The following is a 16,318-nucleotide window of genomic DNA, read 5'->3' as shown; positions in this document are numbered from 1 at the left end:
ACTAGGCACCGAATGCGCCGCCCATCGCAGCGCCGCAGATCAAGGCCGACAACTTCACCATCGACGACGGTAAGCGCTGCTGCCTACCAATCATCGCAGCTCAGCACTTTAGGTCGAAGAACTGTTTGCGGGCCTTGTAGAGGTCGACATCGGCACGAGCCTTCGCATCGCCCGACGCGCCCGCCGCGTCCGATTCCAGGTGGAGTAGACGGTTGTCGAGATTGGCGCATTGAGCCTGGTCGCCCCTGGGCAGTTTGACGCGACGGCGCATCACGTCCATGTCCGCATGCGAGCGGCCATGGAGCGGACGGAATGCGTTGTCGAAGGTCGCGTTGAACTCTTCGCGCTGTACGTCGCGGCCCTTACGGGACTGCCCAGTCATTTTGTCCATGCCTTGCGTGGGCGTCGCGTCGATCACCTTGGCTCCGACGCATGGGGCGTCCGAGTAGCTGACCTTGCCGTTCGTCTCGCAGCGATAGACCGGGTGTTGCGCCGCGACTGGGAAGATCGCGATGGCCAACAGGGCAGGGGCCAAGTGCAGCGGGCGCCAAAGCGCATGGCGGGTAGGAATCGGCGTGGAATGCGACAGCATCAGAGTCATGCCTCAAATCCTCTTACATCGGCGATTACATCGCCTAAGACAAAAGCCCCGTCGCTATCGTCTTGATAGCAACGGGGCTTTTTATTTGGTGCCGGAGAGATGAATCGAACACCCGACCTTCTCATTACGAATGAGCTGCTCTACCGACTGAGCTACACCGGCGAAGCCTCGGATTATAGCAACACCGTCAGGCCTTTTCGGCGTGGTACTTGGTCAAACGCTCGACTTCGTTACGCGAACCCAACATCACGCTCACGCGCTCGTGCAGTTTGGTGGGCTGCAGCTCCAGGATGCGCTGCTTGCCGTTGGTGGCGGCGCCGCCGGCCTGCTCGACCAGCCAGCTCATGGGGTTGGCCTCGTACATCAGGCGCAGCTTGCCGGCCTTTTCGGGCTCGCGCTTGTCCCACGGGTACATGAAGACGCCGCCGCGCATCAGGATGCGGTGCACGTCGGCCACCATGCTGGCAATCCAGCGCATGTTGAAGTCCTTGCCGCGGGGGCCTTCCTTGCCGGCCAGGCATTCGTCGATGTAGCGCTTCATGGGCTCGTCCCAGTGGCGCATGTTGCTCATGTTGACCGCAAATTCTTTTGTATCGGCCGGAATCTGGATGTCTTCCTGCGTGAGCACGAAGCTGCCTTGCTCGCGATCGAGCGTGAACATGGCCACGCCGTTGCCCACGGTGAGCACCAGCGTCGTTTGCGGGCCGTAGATGCAGTAGCCGGCGGCCACCTGCTGGGTGCCGGGCTGCAGGAAGTCGGCTTCCTGCACGCCGGGGGTGTCGTCGGGCTTCTTCAGCACGCTGAAGATGGTGCCGATGCTCACGTTCACGTCGATGTTGCTGCTGCCGTCGAGCGGGTCGAACATGAGCAGGTATTCGCCCTGCGGGTAGCGGTTGGGCACCACGTAGATGCTGTCCATTTCCTCGCTGGCCATGGCCGCAAGGTGGCCGCCCCATTCGTTGGCCTCGATGAGCACTTCGTTGGCGATGATGTCCAGCTTCTTCTGGATCTCGCCCTGCACGTTCTCGCTCTCGGCGGTGCCGAGCACTCCCCCCAGCGCGCCCTTGTTGACGGCCTGGCTGATGCTCTTGCAGGCACGGGCCACCACTTCGAGCAACAGGCGCAGTTGGCCGGGAATGAGGCCGTCGGCGCGTTGCTGTTCGACGAGGTAGCGGGTGAGGGAGATCTTCTGTTGTTGGGCCATGTGCTTCCTGTGTTCCTTGTTTGCTTGTCAGTTACCGGCGAGGGCGCGGGTGACGACTTCGTGCGTGTCCTTGCTCAGGTCGGGCTTGGCGGCCACGCGGGCAATCGCTTCGCGCGCGGCGCTGCGGTAGGGTTCGGCCAGCTTGCTCCAGCGGTCGAGCGCGCGGGCGAGGCGGGCGGCCACCTGGGGGTTGATGGCGTCCAGCTCGATGACGCGCTCGCTCCAGTACACGTAGCCGGCCGCGTCGGGGCGGTGGAAGGCGCCGGGGTTGGCGCTGCAGTAGCTGAAGATCACGCTGCGGGCGCGGTTGGGGTTCTTGATGGAGAAGTCCGGGTGCTTCATCAGCTGCTTGACCAGCGGCAGGATGTCGCCGCCGCGGTCGGGCGCGCCGGCTTGCAGCGAGAACCACTTGTCGATGACCAGCGCCTCGTCCTTGAAGATGGCGTGGAAGCGCGCAAGCGCCTGCGCGGCCAGCGTGTGGCCCGACGCCACCAGCGCATTGAGCGCGTTGAAGCGGTCGGTCATGTTGCCGGCGTCCTTGAAGCGCTGCAGCGTCTTGCCGGGCCACACGGTGTCGCCCGAAGCGCGCGCCGCCAGGCACAAGAAGTTGAGCGCCATGCCGGCCAGCGCGCGGCGGCCCGACGAGGTCGGGTCGGGCGTGTAGGCGCCGGTGTCGTGGTTTTCTTCGTAGACCTGTTGCCAGTCCTGGAAGAGGGCGGTGGCCAGTTGCGCGCGCATGGCTTCGCGCACCAGGTGCACGCGCTGCGGGTCGACCACGTCGAGCTGCTCGGAGATGTAGGTTTCCGAAGGCAGCGTGAGCACCAGTTCCTTGAAGGCGGCGTCGAGCTTGGGGTTGCGCAGCACGCTGCGCATGGCGTCGAGGTAGGCGTCGTTCAGCACCGGGGTGGTGTCGGTGGCCAGCGCGGCAATGCCTTGCAGCGCGGCGCGCAGGCCCAGGCGCTGGCCGGCTTCCCATCGGTTGAAGGGGTCGGGGTCGTTGGCCAGCAGAGTGAGCAGCTGGGCGTCGGTGTATTCGAAGTCGAGGATCACCGGCGCGCTGAAGCCGCGCAGGATGGAAGGCACGGGCTCGGCGTCGAGGCCGACGAAGGTGATCTGCTCACCGGCGCGCGAGAGCACCACGGTGCGCGTGCAGGGCGTGCCCGGCGCGCCGCGGGTCACTTCGCTTTCGCCTTCGAGCTGCAGCGGCAGTTCGCGCCCGCTGGCGTCGAGCAGGCCGATGTTCACCGGAATGACGAAGGGTTCCTTGGCCGCCTGGCCCGGCGTGGGCGGGCAGCTCTGGACGATGCTCAGGGTGTAGCTGCGGTTCTGCGCGTCGTACACGCCGTGGGCGGCAAGACGCGGCGTGCCGGCCTGGCTGTACCAGCGCTTGAACTGGGGCAGCAGGCGGGTGAGTTCCGAATCGGGGTTGGCGTCGGCAATGGCCTGGGCGAAGTCGTCGCAGGTCACGGCCTGGCCGTCGTGGCGTTCGAAGTAGAGCGTGATGCCCTTCTCGAAGCCCTTGCGGCCGACCAGCGTCTGCATCATGCGCACCACCTCGGCACCCTTTTCGTAGATGGTGACGGTGTAGAAGTTGCTGATCTCGATGTAGCTGTCGGGCCGCACCGGGTGGGCCATGGGGCCGGCGTCTTCGGGGAACTGGGCGGTGCGCAGCACGCGCACATCCTCGATGCGCTTGACGGCGCGGGCCGAGGCGTCGGCGCACAGGTCCTGGCTGAATTCCTGGTCGCGGAAGACGGTGAGGCCTTCCTTCAGCGAGAGCTGGAACCAGTCGCGGCAGGTCACGCGGTCGCCGCTCCAGTTGTGGAAGTACTCGTGGCCGACCACGCTTTCGATGTTGCTGTAGTCGGCGTCGGTGGCGGTGGCCTGGTTGGCCAGAACGTACTTCGTGTTGAAGATGTTCAGGCCCTTGTTCTCCATGGCGCCCATGTTGAAGTCGCTGGTGGCCACGATCATGAAGCGGTCCAGGTCCAGCGGCAGGCCGAAGCGGGCTTCGTCCCACAGCACGGAGTTGACCAGCGAGTTCATCGCATGCTCGGTCTTGTCGAGGTCGCCGGCGCGCACGTACACCTGCAGCAGGTGTTCCTTGCCATTGCGCGCGGTGATGCGCTGCTCGCGCGCCACCAGCTTGCCGGCCACCAGCGCGAACAGGTAGCAGGGCTTCTTGAAGGGATCGACCCACTTGGCAAAGTGGCGGCCTTCGGGCAGCTCGCCCTGCTCGACGAGGTTGCCGTTCGACAGCAGCACCGGATACGCAGCCTTGGCGGCGCGCAGCGTCACGGTGTACATCGCCATCACGTCGGGACGGTCGAGAAAATAGGTGATGCGGCGGAAGCCCTCGGCCTCGCACTGCGTGAAGAAGGTGTCTTCGCTCACGAACAGGCCCATCAGCTTGGTGTTCTTGATGGGGCAGCAGGTGGTGAAGATCTCGAGCTCGAAGGCATCGGGCAAGCCGTCGATGACGAGCTGGTCGCCTTCCATGCGGAACGATGCGCCCTGACCGTTGACCAGCACGCGCGCCAGGTTCAGCTCGTCGCCGTCCAGGCGCAGCGGCTGGGCCGGCGCGTCGGGGTTGCGGCGCAATTGCATGCGGTTGAGCACGCGGGTCTTGGCGGGGTCGAGGTCGAAGGTGAGGTCGACGGTGTCGATCCAGAATGCCGGAGCGGCATAGTCTTCGCGGCGAATGGCAATCGGTTGCCCTTGGGCGTCACGCTGCAGCAGCATCGAGTGTCTCCAGAAAATTCGAATGGGCGAGTTCGTCGTAGTCGCGAACCGCGGCAATCACATGGGGGCCGGCAAGCTCGGCGGCGGTATGGGTGCTGCACACGGCCACGGCACGCATGCCGCCGCGGCGCGCGGCCTCGATGCCGAAGGGCGCGTCTTCAAAGACGATGCAGCGCTCGGGCGCCACGCCGATGCGGCGCGCGGCTTCCAGAAAGATCTCGGGCGTGGGCTTGCCGGCAAAGCCTTCGTCACCGCCGACGATGGCCAGTGGCAGCGGGTCCATCTTCAGGCGCGACATCGCAAACTCGATGTTGTGCCGGTCGCCGGCGGTGCCCACGGCCACCTTCAGGCCGCGCGCCACGGCGGCCTTGGCAAAGGCAGTGAAGCCGGCCACTTCGGTGAAGTTGTCGTGGAAGAGGGCGCGGTAGATCTCTTCCTTCTCGTGCACCATGGACTGGCACTCTTCGTCGGAAAGCTCGCGCTCGAACAGCTCGCGCATGCACTCGGCGCCGGTGCGGCCCGTGGTGCGCGCAAGAATGTCGGTCACGTCGAGCTCGAGGCCGTGGCGTTCGACAAACTCCACCCATGAGCGCGCATGCCACGGCATGGAGTCGATCATGGTGCCGTCCATGTCGAAGATGAAGGCTTCGACCTTCCCGTGCGTCAAGCTCATCGCTTACACGCCCTGCTTGAGCGAGGCTTCGATGAACACATCGAGGTCGCCGTCGAGCACCTTCTGCGTGGCCGAGACTTCGACGTTGGTGCGCAGGTCCTTGATGCGGCTGTTGTCCAGCACGTAGCTGCGGATCTGGTGGCCCCAGCCCACGTCGGTCTTGCTGTCCTCGAGCTTCTGCTGCTCTTCCTGGCGCTTGCGCATCTCGTGGTCGTACAGGCGCGAGCGCAGGCGCTTCCACGCCACGTCGCGGTTGCTGTGCTGGCTGCGGCCGTCCTGGCACTGCACCACGATGCCGGTCGGGATGTGAGTCAGGCGCACGGCCGAGTCGGTCTTGTTGATGTGCTGGCCGCCGGCGCCGCTGGCGCGGAAGGTGTCGGTGCGCACGTCCGAAGGGTTGATGTCGATCTCGATCGAATCGTCGATTTCCGGGTACACGAAGATCGAGGCGAAGCTGGTGTGGCGCCCGCCCGACGAGTCGAACGGCGACTTGCGCACCAGGCGGTGCACGCCGGTTTCGGTGCGCAGCAGGCCGAAGGCGTAGTCGCCCTCGACCTTGATGGTCGCGCCCTTGATGCCCGCGGTGTCGCCCGGGGTTTCGTCTTCGATCTGCGTCTTGAAGCCCTTGCGCTCGGCGTACTTCAGGTACTGGCGCAGCAGCATGCTGGCCCAGTCGCAGGCCTCGGTGCCGCCCGCGCCGGCCTGGATGTCGACGAAGGCGTTGAGCGGATCGGCCGGGTTGTTGAACATCCGGCGGAATTCGAGCTGCTTGATGTCGGCTTCGAGCGCGGCGGCGTCATCGGCGATGGACTGCAAGCCGTCCATGTCGCCGTCTTCCTTCGACATCTCGTAGAGCTCGGTGTTGTCCGACAGGCCGCTGGTGAGGCGGTCGAGCGTGACGACCACGTCGTCGAGCGACTTTTTCTCGCGGCCCAGTTCCTGGGCCTTCTTGGGGTCGTTCCAGACGTTGGGATCTTCGAGCGACGCGTTGACCGTCCTCAGGCGTTCGGCTTTGGCATCGTAGTCAAAGATACCTCCGTAAATCCGCAGTCCGGGCGCTCAGGTCTGCAAGCGTTGCGCCGATCTGGTTGATTTGTTCTGCGTCCATGGGGTGTCCTGACTGTGTTCGGGGGAAACCCGGCATTTTCTCACGGACCGATAACCCGCCCCGCAGATGCCCCGTATTGCTCCTTCCCCCTCCGGGGGAAGGCTGGGATGGGGGCGGTTCCCGCATTCGGCGCGGCTTGAGAAATTCAGAGCTGCCGGTATGAATTCCGGTTGAGATGCCGCCTGCTACAGGCTGAAAGTCTTTACCGATCAATGAGTTATGGGGCGAGAAGACGCCCGACTACTACCTGAACGTGGTGGCCTTGAAGAGCGCGGACAAGAACGCGCCCTGGGCCAAGGACATTGCCGAGGCCTACCGCTCCAAGGAATTCAAGGCGGTGGTCGACAGCAAGTTCCAGGGCTACGCCAAGCCCGGCTTCCTGCAGTAGATCCCGCCAAGCCCGGCGCGCAATCAGGGCGAGAGAATCATCACCTTGCACTGGCTCGGCACGATGCGCATGCCCACCATGTTGTTGCGGTTCTGCGTGCTCAGGCTGGTCATGCGCGTGGCCGGCGTGCCCTTGATGAGCACCGTGAACGCGCCGGTCAGGTGTCGCGACTGGCTCATGAAGGTCTGCGAGACGATGCCGCCGCCGGCACCGGTGGTGTCGCCCAGCGTGATGGGCGTGGTGGTGGCCATGTTGTGCGCGGGCATGCCCATGAAGAGGATGTTCCATGCATTGGGCACCGCCGTGGGACCGAAGGCCATGTTCGGGTACGGAATGGGCGCCATGGCCGCGGGCGGCGTCTTGCAGACATCGGGGAAGGCCAGGTCCATTCCCATCAGCTGGCAGTTGGCAAACATCGGTGGTTCTCCTTTGGATCGGGCCGTGCATCAGCCCATGTGAATCTGCGCGCCGTCGACCTTGACGAGCTCGCTGGCCGTGAGCACCGTGTGCCTGGCATGCAGCCGCGTGGTTCCGGTGGCCTCGCAGTCCAGGTGGCCCACGCGCACCTGTTCGGTTTCGTCCACCACGCGCAGTGCGCTGCGCGCCATCTGCACGACGCGGTCGGCCACCGATTCGAAGACCCGCCCGACCAGCCGCAGGCGGCCGACGGTGGCGTCGAATGCCTGGCCGGTGTAGCGCATGTCGTCGACGCGGCAGCTGGCGCCGGCGGCTTGCAGGTTCCATTGCGCGGCCTTCATCAGCAGCTGGCTGCCGCTCTGGAGGCGCACATCGCCGGGGCTTTCGATCGAGACTGCGCCGGGCGCATCGATGCGGCTGAGCGTGTCGTCGGCCTGTTCCAGCACGGCGATCAAGTAGACCTTGTGGCTGTCGGGGCCGGAGAGCAGCACGGTGTCCCCCACCTCGGGCTTGAGCAGGCAGCTGGCAGCGCGCCGGCAGCGCCAGGCAGCGCCGTCTTCGTCCTGGACTTCGAAGAAGCGCGGGTCAGGCAGCGCCGCAGTGAGGCGGCCCATGAAATGAACCGGGGCGGCCGCCGGTGTGGCGGCGGGGCGGAGTGGAACGACATTCATCGGGATTCCCTTCTTGCTGTTGATCTGTTCGCCGGCCTTCAACGCGCGTCGGACCATGCCTGGGCCTTGAAGAGCTCCGGCTCGCTGTCGATGATTCCGCCGCGGCTGGTGAAGCGGGCGCCTTGCTGCAGCGCGCGATGAAAGCGGGTGCGCAGGAAGTGGGCGCTGCCCAGGTCGGCGCCGCTCAGGTCGGCGTATGAGAGGTCCGCGTCCTGCAGGTCGGCGCCGCGCAAGTTGGCGCCGGCGCAGCGCGCACGGTGAAAGACGCACAGCGGCAGCCGGGCATGGTTGAAATCGGCGTGTTCCAGCACCGCTTCCACCCAGATCGACTGGTCGAAGCGTCCGCTGCCGCAGTTCGCGCCCGTGAGGTTGGCCTGGAAGAACAACGCCTGGCAGGCGTCCGCATGCGAGAAGTTCGCGCGCAGCAGCGTTGCCCCCTTGAAGTTGCCCTGCGTGAGCGTGGCGCCGCTGAAATCGGCGTCGTCGAGGCGGCTGTCGGTGAACTGGCACAAGCGCAGCAACAAGCCCGCGAAGCGCTGCCCGCGCAGGTCGCACTCCAGGAACATGACGCTCAGGCATTGCGCCTGGGCAAACACCGCCGTTCTCAGGTCGAGGCGGTGAAAGGTGACGAAGTTCAGCGCGGCGCCGCTGAAGTCGACCCGGTCGAGCTGCGATTCCAGGAAGCTCGCGCGTTCGAAGCGCTGCGACTGCAGAAGGCTTTCGGTCAGCTCGCAGCGGAAGAAGCTGGACAGGTCCAGCCGGGTTTCGCGAAAGCTTGCCTGCCGCGCCTGGCACTCGACGAAGGCTGCGCCTTCGAGCGTGGCCGCATCGAAGCGCGCGCCGTTCATGCGGCAGCGAAAGAACTGCAGCTCCTTCAGGTTGCCGCCGGAAAACTCGCAGTCCGACAGGTTGCAGTGCGACAGCGCACTGCCTTCGAGCTTGGCCTTGGCAAAGCTGGCGCCGCTGAAATCGACGTCGTCCAGCAGCGCGCCCGAGAGGTCCAGGCCGCTCAAGTCCCATCCCCTGCAATCGGCGCTGCCGATCTGTATGCCGTGGCGGATCTTGTCGACGAATTCATCGCGCGTCATTCGTGGGTCATTCGGGCGCCTCGGCGCGGCGCGCCGGCCAGACCTTCGCCTGCTGCGTGTAGGCGCCCTGCAGATGGGTGGTGCCGTCGATCAGGCTCTGCGACACGTCGGTGCGGAACAGGTTGGCGCCGCTCAGGTCGGCCTGCGTGAAGTCGGCCTTGGAAAAATTGGCATCGATGAGGTTGGCGCCGCGCAGCGACGCGCCCCGGAGGTCGGCGCGCACGAAAAGGCTTTCGCCGGCCGCCATGCGCTCGAGCCTGGCGCCGCGCAGGTCGCACTCGGAGAAGTCGCAGTTGTCCAGCCGCGCCTCGCCAAGATCGGCGCCGGCGAGCGGCGTGGTGCGCAAGCCGCATTGCTTGAGCGCGGCGCGGTGGAACACGGCGCCGGCCAGCGAGCTCCCATGCGCGAAGCTGCTGCCGTCGATGCGGGCATCGGAGAAATCGACCGCGTCGCTGCAATCGGTGGTGACGAAGCCGCAGCGCACCAGTGAGGCGTTGACAAAGCGCACGTCCTGCAGCGTGCATTCGAGCCACACCACCTGGTTGAACGAGGCGCCGTCGAAAGCCATGCCGTCCATGCGCAGTTTCATCAGGAAGACCTGCTGCCAAGTGGAGCCGCGAAAGTCGCATTGGCTGAGTTCGGCGTCGGTGAGCCGCGTCTGGTCGAGGCGGGTGTTGGTCATGTTGCAGGACTTGAAGCGCGTCTTCTCGCAAAGCGCACTGCCCAGGTCGGCACCGGCGAAGTTGGCAAACTCGCATTGCGCGCCGCCGAGGTTGGCGCCCCTGAACGTGGCGCCCGCCAGCGAGGTGCGCGAGAGCCTGGCGCGCGCCAGCACCGCACCGCTGAAATTGGCACCGTCGAGCAGGGCTGCGTCGAGGTTGGCGTCTTCGAGGAGGGCGCCCGAGAAATCGGCCCCGCGCAGGTCCATGCCCGAGAGATCGGCGCCGACGAGGCGCATGCCCGCGAATTTGCGTTCACCGGCGGCGGCCTCGGCCAGGCGGCGCCTGATCTTGGCGGATCGGTAGGAGGGCATCGGCGGCGCGGCGTCGAACAGGTGCGCTCCGTAGAGATACCCGAGCTTGATCTGCGCGCCCATGCGCTCCTTCGCGTTGGCGGCAATGAGCGCAGGCGCGGCCGCGGGGCCGGCCGGGCTCTGCGGGGCGGGTGCCGCGAGCTCCTCGAGCCGAAGCAGCAGCTCGTCCGGGTCGAAGCGCTGCGGCCGGCTGCGGCTTTGCTGCCGCAAGGCCGGGTCGATTTCTTCTTCCTGCTCCCGGTGCATGCGTTCGGCATGCGCCTTCAGCTCTTGCCGCGTCTTTGTCATGTCTTCCTGCATGTGCTCGAAATAGGCCGGGACGTCGTCGAATGCCAGCGATTCGAGCGGGGGCGGTGGCGCGGGCAGGTATTTGTCGGGATCGACATCCAGCGCCAGCAACTCGGCGCGGCGGCTTTCGTGGTCGCGCTGCTGGCCGGTGCGCAGGTTGCGCAGCAGCGGCCGCGCCATGGGGTCGGGCGTATCGATGGCGCTCCAGCGCCCGAGAACGGACTTGGGAGCGAGGTCGCTGTCGCGAAACGCCAGCAGGGCGCCGCGCGCCGGGTCGAGCCGCTGCAGCAGCACCGACTGGTAGTGCGCAAGCGTCCGGGGCTCATGCCGGAGTTCGAGCGCCGGCATGATGTGCCGAATGTCGGCCGCATCGTCCTCGCGCACCGGCAGCGTTCCGTGCCAGACCAGTGCCACGCGCTCGCGGTGCGGAAAGAACCAGGCGGTGGTGAGCCGCAGCGCAAGCTCCTGCAGCTCGCGGCCCTGCTTGTCGAAGCTCACGAAGCAGCGTGCGAGCCAGTCGGGCAGGTGCCCGCAGAGCACAGGCTGTCCGGGGTGCATGTTGAGAATTTCGTAGGCCGCGCCGGGCGGGAGCTCCCGGCGGCTGGGCCATTGCTGGTCGGCGGGAGCGGCGTTGAAGAAGCGCCAGTCCATGTCCTCGGCGAAACCGGGGAACTGGTGCTGCAGCCAGTCCTTGCCGTAGTTGCTGCCCATCAGGGCCATGCGCTGCGGGCTCTCCACCGGTACGGCGCCAAAGCTGGCGGGGTGCACGGCCTGGCCGCGCGACGTCACGCGTGCGCCAATGGCTTCCACGTTGGGCGCGCGGCGCGTGTGAACCCCATTCACCAGTTCGTCGAACGCGCCGATGCCTTCGGGGTTCTCGGGGATGCCGGGTCCGCCATAGGCATGGGCCCAGTCCAGGCGCACCTGCTCGAAGGGTTGGGGCGCCGTGAGCCGGCCGTCGAGCCAGTAGCGGTCGCCGGAAACGAACAGCGACTTGTCGATGTCGGCAACGCGGATGCGCACCGCGCACGCGGTCTTGTCCTCTTGATGGCAGGTGTAGCCGTAGCCGCTCGCCAGGATTTCAGGTGCGCACTTGGGAATGCCCATGTCGAACACGCCCGAGCTGCCGATCTCCTCGCCCACGGTCTGCCACAGCTCCTGGTCGGCCATGAGGCGGGGCTCGGCGCCCATGCTGGCCAGCGCCGTGACGGAAACGCCCAGGTGATCGGCGCCCTGCCAGCGATAGGGCCGCGTGAGAATGCCGAGCCGCAGCGGCTTGACGGTCTTCATGCGTCCGCCATCTCTTTGGCGGCCGCGCACGGCCTGGATACATCGGCGCCGAAGTAGGCGGGCGAGCCAGCGCGGCGCTCGACGGCCAGCTCGCGGCTTGCGGGGTCGAAGCGCACCGCAATCATCTTGCCGGGGGCGTGGTCGGGCAGGTCGGCAAGGGCGATCGAGGTGGTCTGCTCCACGTCGAAGGGCTCGGCTGCACCGGCGGGCCGCACGCGAAGCCCGAGCCTTGCCACGGCCCAGACGGTCCCGCTCGCGGAGCGGCGCTGGCCGGTGTCGGCGAATGCGATCACCTCCGCCATGGCGGGCTCGCCGCGGTCGAGCAGCTCGGCGGCGCGTTGCGCGCGTGACGACTGGACCTGGTGCCGCCGGTATTCGCGCAGCAGCGTGACGCCCAGCGAGAACACGATCCATGCAAGCACCGGAACAAGGATCCACCAGACCGGGAAGCCGGAAGTCGCCATGAAAGATGGTGCATTCAGCCGAACAGCACGAAGCCCTTGAGTGCGCCCCAGAAGCCGCCGGCATGCGTCGAAGCCACCACGTTCGAGAAACTCACCTGTCCAAAATTGGCCTGGTGCGCGTACATGTTCAGGATCTGCGCCGTGGCATCCATCTTCTTGGCGTTGGACGTGAACGTGAGAAGCGCATTGCTGTTGTTGACACCGTAGGTGGCGCTGGAGGCACCGAAGGCCGTGACGGCCGTGGGCGCCCAGTCCCACAGCAGCACGCGGTTCACATGCTTGACCTTGTTGCCTTCGAAGGTGAAGTCGCCGCTGGCCTTGACGTTGACGTCGCCGGCCGTGGCCTCGATGGTCACGGCCTTGGCCTTGCCCGTGTAGTTGCCATCGGACACGGTGGAAAGGTGGTCGCCGGTCTTGATGGTTTCCGTGAGCCCGCCCGTGATGGTGTCGGAGCCGCCACCGCCCACGATGGTCCGCTGCCAGCCGGTCTGGTAGGTTTCCTGCCGGTTGCCCGCCAGCGTCTTGAGGATCGAGTCGCCGGTGTGCACCTCTTCGTCCATGCCGAGCTTGACATCGACGAGCAGCCCCTTGTCGAAGGTTTCGTGGCGCAGGCCGGCATTGACGATGACTTCCGAATCTCCCGTGAGCACGGTTTCCCTGGAGCCCATCCTGGTGGTGGTCTCGATGCGGTTGTCGAAGAAATGCTCCGTGAGCGCGCCCGAGACGGTGAGCTTGGAGCCATCGCGGTATTCGGCCGTGTCCTTCTTCACGATGGTGGTGTCGCGCGTCTTGTCGACGGTGAGGGTGTCGGTGCCCTGGATGTGGGTGGTGCGGTTGCCTTCGACCGTCTCGGTTTCGTTGCCCTCGACGTGGATGTCGAAGTCGTTCTCGACGTCGATCTCGAAATCCTTCTCGGCATGGATGCGCACCAGCTCGCACCCCGGCGCGTCGTCCAGGATGAATTCGTTCGCGTTGGCCGGCGAGCCGTCCTGGCTGCGGCTCACGAAGCCGCTCACGGTCACCTGTGCCGGCAGATCGAGCGGGGGCATCTGGTCGGCGTTGTAGACCCGGCCGATGATGATGGGCCGGTCGGGGTGGCCGCCGATGAAGTCGACCACCACCTCCTGTCCCTTGCGCGGATGGTTGACGGCGCCGTAGTTGGAGCCGGCCCATGCGCTGGAGACGCGCACCCAGCAGGAGCTGTTCTCGTCGCTCTTGCCGTAGCGGTCCCAGCGGAACTGCACCTTCACGCGGCCGTACCGGTCGACCCAGAACTCCTGGCCCGCCTTGCCGACCACGGTGGCTGTCTGCGGCCCGTTGGTGCGCGGCAGCGGTGTGACGCGCGGCGCGCGAAAGACATAGGCGCTGGGCTGCACGGCAAAGTCGAAGCTGCAGTGGCTCTCGGCGCCGCCGCTGGCGTAGCCGCCCTCGCGCAACGCATACGACACCGACACCACGAGGTATTCGCGGTTGTCTTCCTGCCGCGGGCAGTTCTGCATGGTGAAGCGGTAGCCGGGCGCCATGCCGCGCACGTTGGTGTGGCCGATGTCGCGCTCGGCCTGCGCCTGCGCTTCCTCCAGGCGGATGCGCGAGTAGTGCTCGCCCTGTTCCGCCTCGCTGAAGCCGCCGAGCCATTCGTACATCTCGTACTGGCCGTGATCGTTGCCGCGCGGCTGGCTGCGCATGTTCATCAGGTCGGCGCGGGGCTTCTTGAAGTCGAAGTCGTCCACCACGTAGGTGCCGGGGCGGATCTCTTCGGTGACCTGCCACTGGTCGATCACTTCCTGCCACGCGTCGGCGCCGCGGTCGGTGGACAGGTAGCCGATCTTCGCGTAGCCGGGCAGGGTCTCGTGCGCGCCGATGTCGTCGGCCAGCACCAGCGTGTGCTGGTCCTTGCCGTGCGTGAAGTAGTAGTAGATGCCTTCGTGCTCCATCAGGCGGCTCACGAAGGCGAAGTCGGTCTCCTGGTATTGAACGCAGTACTCCCACTGCCTGTAGCTCGCGCTGAGCCTTTTCTCGAAGGCAAAGCCGTAGTCCGCAAACACCTCTTCAAGGATGTCGACGACCGACTTGTTCTGGAATATCTTGCAGTCGCTGGTGCGCGTGAGATACCAGAGCCATGGCCGCACCGTGGCGCGGTAGACCACGTAGCGCGAGGCGCCGTCCTCCTTGCCGATCATCGTGAAGCGGACGATCTGTCCGTTCAGGAAGCGTGGCGCGCCCGCGGTCTGTATCTCCAGCGCCAGCGGCTTGCCCAGCACGGCCTTCATGTCGATCGACATGCTGGGGCTGAGCAGCTCGACCTCGAACTCGAACAGCTGCGACAGCCCCTCGGTTCCGTGCATCGAACGGAACATGAGCTGGTCTTCGCCCAGCGGCGTGTGTGCGCGTACGACTCGGGGCATGCGAAAAACTCCCTTGCTCAAGAGCGCGCCTCCTGCACCAGCATCGACCACCGCATGGCGGCCGAGGTGATGTTTGCGAACTTATGTTTGAACCGCCTGTTCGCCGGTGAACCCGCATGGGGCCAGGGGTGCTTCATCGTTGTGCCCTTTGCATTGCAGGCCAGCTTCTTTGCAAGTAGCAGGCCAGTGCGCATCGGGCCTCATGCCGCGTTGCGGCTTCGGCGGCGCCGCCTGTAGGATGTGCAGATGACCCAGCACATCGGAATCGTCGGGTGTTCCGCCGAAGGCGCGGCGCTCTGCTACCAGACCATCTGCGTGGAGGGGGCCGAACTGCTCGGCCCGCATGCGCATCCCGAAGTGGCCATGCACACGCCATCGCTTGCGGACTACATGGCGCACATCTACCGCGGCGACTGGCATGGCGTAGGCGAGGTGATGCTGGCCTCGGCGAGCAAGCTCGCGAAGATCGGCGCCGACTTCCTGGTCTGCCCCGACAACACGATCCACCAGGCGCTGCCCTTCATCGAGGCGCGCTCGCCGCTGCCGTGGCTGCATATTGCGGAATGCGTGGCCGACGAGGCCGCGCAGCGCGGCTTTCGGCGCCTGGCCATCACCGGCACGCGCTGGCTGGTCGACAGCGAGGTCTATCCCGAGAAGCTCTCGGCCCGGGGGCTCGAATACGTCCGGCCCACGGCCCTGGAGCGCGAGGAGATCAACCGCATCATCATGGACGAGCTGGTCCGCGGTGTGTTCACGCCCGACGCGGTGCTGGCGTTCCGGCGCGTGATCCAGCGCATGAAGGACGAAGAGGGCTGCGATGCGGTGGTGCTTGGCTGCACCGAGATTCCGCTCATCATGAACGACGTGAATTCGCCGCTGCCCACGCTCGACTCCACGCGGCTGCTGGCGCGCGCGGCGCTGCGGCGCGCCGCGGCCTGAAGCGCCGGCTGCCTCAGCCGGCCAGGAACTGCTCGATCAATCCGGCCACGCGCTGCGGCTGGTCGTGGTGCAGCATGTGGCCCGCGTCGGCCACCTGCTCGATGCGCACCGACGGCACGGACCTCAGCCGCTCGTGGAATTCATCGAGCGTGTAGCGGTTCTTCCACCAGCCGTGCAGGCTGTCGTCGGCGGCCTCGACCATCAGCGTGGGCGCCGAGATCCGCGCATAGAGCGCAAGCGTTTCGTCGACCCTGAAGATGTTCGCGTTGATGATCTTGTGCGCGGCGTCACCGAGGATCTGCCAGCGCTCGCTGCCGTCGGCCTGCACCTGGAGCGCCGACCAGTGGCTCGCGAGCCACTCGGCCTTGTCGGGCGTGAGGCGCGGGTTGGTCTTCATGAGCCGCCGCGCGACGCCGTCGACGGCCGAGTAGCCCGCCAGCGCCATCTCGCCGCGGTGCAGGCGCTTGAGCTCGTCGATCCATTGGCCGTAGCGCGCGGGCGCTTCCTCGGGCTTGCGCGCCGGCATGCCGAAGCCTTCGAGGTTGACGAGGCGGCGGATGCGCCCGGGCCGGGCGCCCGCGTAGTGCATGGCGACATTGCCGCCCATGCTGTGGCCGACCAGGTCGACCGGCCGCGCGGCATCGCCTTCGCCCGCGTAGTGGTCGAGCAGCCATTCGAGATCGGCCAGGTAGTCGGGCAGCCAGTAGTTGTCGACGCCGCCGCCGTCGGTGAGGCCGAAGCCGCGCCAGTCGGGCGCGACGATGAAGCGTTCCTCGGCCAGTGCGTCGACCACGAACTGCCAGGAGGCCGCCACGTCCATCCAGCCATGCAGCAGCACCAAGGGCGGCTTGTGCGGCGAGGGCTCGCCCCAGAGGCGCACGTGGTAGCGGAGGTTGCGCACGGGCACGAATTCGCTGCGCGAGGGGCGGATGGCTTGGTACATGGGCGCCGATGATACGGAGCCCGGCGGCAGGCCGCAGTCCGGCGCACGACAGCGCGCGCCCGGG

13 protein-coding genes, 1 tRNA gene and 1 pseudogene are annotated in these 16,318 nt (G+C 66.4%); 2 read left to right on the top strand and 13 right to left on the bottom strand.

The window, feature by feature from the left end:
- Positions 1–100 precede the first annotated feature (100 nt).
- The 6 genes from RZE77_RS19790 to prfB all read right to left on the bottom strand — a co-directional run bounded on the left by RZE77_RS19790 (position 101) and on the right by prfB (position 6,328).
- On the bottom strand, positions 101–601 hold the full coding sequence (locus RZE77_RS19790) for a DUF4124 domain-containing protein (RefSeq protein ID WP_319438899.1): 501 nt from the start codon (positions 599–601) through the stop codon (positions 101–103).
- A gap of 86 nt (positions 602–687) precedes the next feature.
- A tRNA-Thr gene (locus RZE77_RS19785) sits at positions 688–763 on the bottom strand.
- Positions 764–788: 25 nt separating this feature from the next.
- Entirely contained in the window at positions 789–1,805 is a 1,017-nt protein-coding gene (locus tag RZE77_RS19780) for a class 1 fructose-bisphosphatase (RefSeq protein WP_018905443.1), read from the bottom strand.
- A gap of 27 nt (positions 1,806–1,832) precedes the next feature.
- The gene (pepN, locus tag RZE77_RS19775) at positions 1,833–4,547 is read right to left on the bottom strand and encodes an aminopeptidase N (RefSeq protein WP_319438898.1); all 2,715 of its coding nucleotides are present in this window, start codon (positions 4,545–4,547) and stop codon (positions 1,833–1,835) included.
- Positions 4,531–5,220, bottom strand: coding sequence for an HAD family hydrolase (locus tag RZE77_RS19770; RefSeq protein WP_319438897.1), 690 nt, complete (start codon positions 5,218–5,220; stop codon positions 4,531–4,533). The genes pepN and RZE77_RS19770 overlap by 17 nt, the downstream gene beginning before the upstream one ends.
- 3 nt (positions 5,221–5,223) lie before the next feature.
- Positions 5,224–6,328 (bottom strand): peptide chain release factor 2 gene (gene prfB, locus RZE77_RS19765; protein ID WP_155248082.1). Its coding sequence is split into 2 segments (ribosomal slippage): positions 5,224–6,246 and positions 6,248–6,328, totalling 1,104 coding nucleotides; the frame shifts between segments, so codons are not numbered across the junction.
- A gap of 226 nt (positions 6,329–6,554) precedes the next feature.
- Between prfB and RZE77_RS19760 the strand changes: the two are divergent.
- Positions 6,555–6,716, top strand: a pseudogene (locus RZE77_RS19760) (MetQ/NlpA family ABC transporter substrate-binding protein); the annotation flags it as partial.
- Between the two features lie 23 nt (positions 6,717–6,739).
- Here RZE77_RS19760 and RZE77_RS19755 read toward each other — a convergent pair.
- From RZE77_RS19755 to RZE77_RS19730, 6 genes are read right to left on the bottom strand one after another with little or no spacing between them, the layout of a single operon-like run.
- Positions 6,740–7,132, bottom strand: coding sequence for a DUF4150 domain-containing protein (locus tag RZE77_RS19755; RefSeq protein WP_307657261.1), 393 nt, complete (start codon positions 7,130–7,132; stop codon positions 6,740–6,742).
- A 30-nt stretch (positions 7,133–7,162) separates the two neighbouring features.
- Entirely contained in the window at positions 7,163–7,804 is a 642-nt protein-coding gene (locus tag RZE77_RS19750) for a DUF3540 domain-containing protein (RefSeq protein ID WP_319427121.1), read from the bottom strand.
- 38 nt (positions 7,805–7,842) lie between these two features.
- Positions 7,843–8,892, bottom strand: coding sequence for a pentapeptide repeat-containing protein (locus RZE77_RS19745; RefSeq protein ID WP_319438896.1), 1,050 nt, complete (start codon positions 8,890–8,892; stop codon positions 7,843–7,845).
- Positions 8,893–8,899: 7 nt separating this feature from the next.
- Positions 8,900–11,503, bottom strand: a complete 2,604-nt coding sequence (locus RZE77_RS19740; RefSeq protein ID WP_319438895.1) for a DUF2169 family type VI secretion system accessory protein — start codon at positions 11,501–11,503, stop codon at positions 8,900–8,902.
- Entirely contained in the window at positions 11,500–11,967 is a 468-nt protein-coding gene (locus RZE77_RS19735; protein ID WP_319438894.1) for a hypothetical protein, read from the bottom strand. Before RZE77_RS19735 ends, RZE77_RS19740 begins: the two co-directional genes overlap by 4 nt.
- 14 nt (positions 11,968–11,981) lie before the next feature.
- Entirely contained in the window at positions 11,982–14,372 is a 2,391-nt protein-coding gene (locus tag RZE77_RS19730; RefSeq protein ID WP_319438893.1) for a type VI secretion system Vgr family protein, read from the bottom strand.
- Between the two features lie 246 nt (positions 14,373–14,618).
- Between RZE77_RS19730 and RZE77_RS19725 the strand changes: the two genes are divergently transcribed.
- Positions 14,619–15,311 (top strand): aspartate/glutamate racemase family protein, encoded by a 693-nt coding sequence (locus RZE77_RS19725; protein WP_319427116.1) that lies wholly within the window; start codon positions 14,619–14,621, stop codon positions 15,309–15,311.
- A 13-nt stretch (positions 15,312–15,324) separates the two neighbouring features.
- Here RZE77_RS19725 and RZE77_RS19720 read toward each other — a convergent pair whose 3' ends face one another.
- On the bottom strand, positions 15,325–16,254 hold the full coding sequence (locus RZE77_RS19720) for an alpha/beta fold hydrolase (protein WP_319438892.1): 930 nt from the start codon (positions 16,252–16,254) through the stop codon (positions 15,325–15,327).
- Positions 16,255–16,318: the final 64 nt, after the last annotated feature.

It is taken from the genome of Variovorax sp. SPNA7 (genome assembly GCF_033807855.1).
GTDB classification, from domain to species: domain Bacteria; phylum Pseudomonadota; class Gammaproteobacteria; order Burkholderiales; family Burkholderiaceae_C; genus Variovorax; species Variovorax beijingensis.
Note: the sequence above shows the minus strand (reverse complement) of the source record. Positions and strands in the feature narration are given on the sequence as shown.

Bases quoted from the DNA above. Each gene is read 5' to 3' on its own strand.
- RZE77_RS19790 (WP_319438899.1), bottom strand. From the start codon at position 601: ATGACTCTGATGCTGTCGCATTCCACGCCGATTCCTACCCGCCATGCG.
- RZE77_RS19780 (WP_018905443.1), bottom strand. From the start codon at position 1,805: ATGGCCCAACAACAGAAGATCTCCCTCACCCGCTACCTCGTCGAACAG.
- pepN (WP_319438898.1), bottom strand. From the start codon at position 4,547: ATGCTGCTGCAGCGTGACGCCCAAGGGCAACCGATTGCCATTCGCCGC.
- RZE77_RS19770 (WP_319438897.1), bottom strand. From the start codon at position 5,220: ATGAGCTTGACGCACGGGAAGGTCGAAGCCTTCATCTTCGACATGGAC.
- RZE77_RS19755 (WP_307657261.1), bottom strand. From the start codon at position 7,132: ATGTTTGCCAACTGCCAGCTGATGGGAATGGACCTGGCCTTCCCCGAT.
- RZE77_RS19750 (WP_319427121.1), bottom strand. From the start codon at position 7,804: ATGAATGTCGTTCCACTCCGCCCCGCCGCCACACCGGCGGCCGCCCCG.
- RZE77_RS19745 (WP_319438896.1), bottom strand. From the start codon at position 8,892: ATGACGCGCGATGAATTCGTCGACAAGATCCGCCACGGCATACAGATC.
- RZE77_RS19740 (WP_319438895.1), bottom strand. From the start codon at position 11,503: ATGAAGACCGTCAAGCCGCTGCGGCTCGGCATTCTCACGCGGCCCTAT.
- RZE77_RS19735 (WP_319438894.1), bottom strand. From the start codon at position 11,967: ATGGCGACTTCCGGCTTCCCGGTCTGGTGGATCCTTGTTCCGGTGCTT.
- RZE77_RS19730 (WP_319438893.1), bottom strand. From the start codon at position 14,372: ATGCCCCGAGTCGTACGCGCACACACGCCGCTGGGCGAAGACCAGCTC.
- RZE77_RS19725 (WP_319427116.1), top strand. From the start codon at position 14,619: ATGACCCAGCACATCGGAATCGTCGGGTGTTCCGCCGAAGGCGCGGCG.
- RZE77_RS19720 (WP_319438892.1), bottom strand. From the start codon at position 16,254: ATGTACCAAGCCATCCGCCCCTCGCGCAGCGAATTCGTGCCCGTGCGC.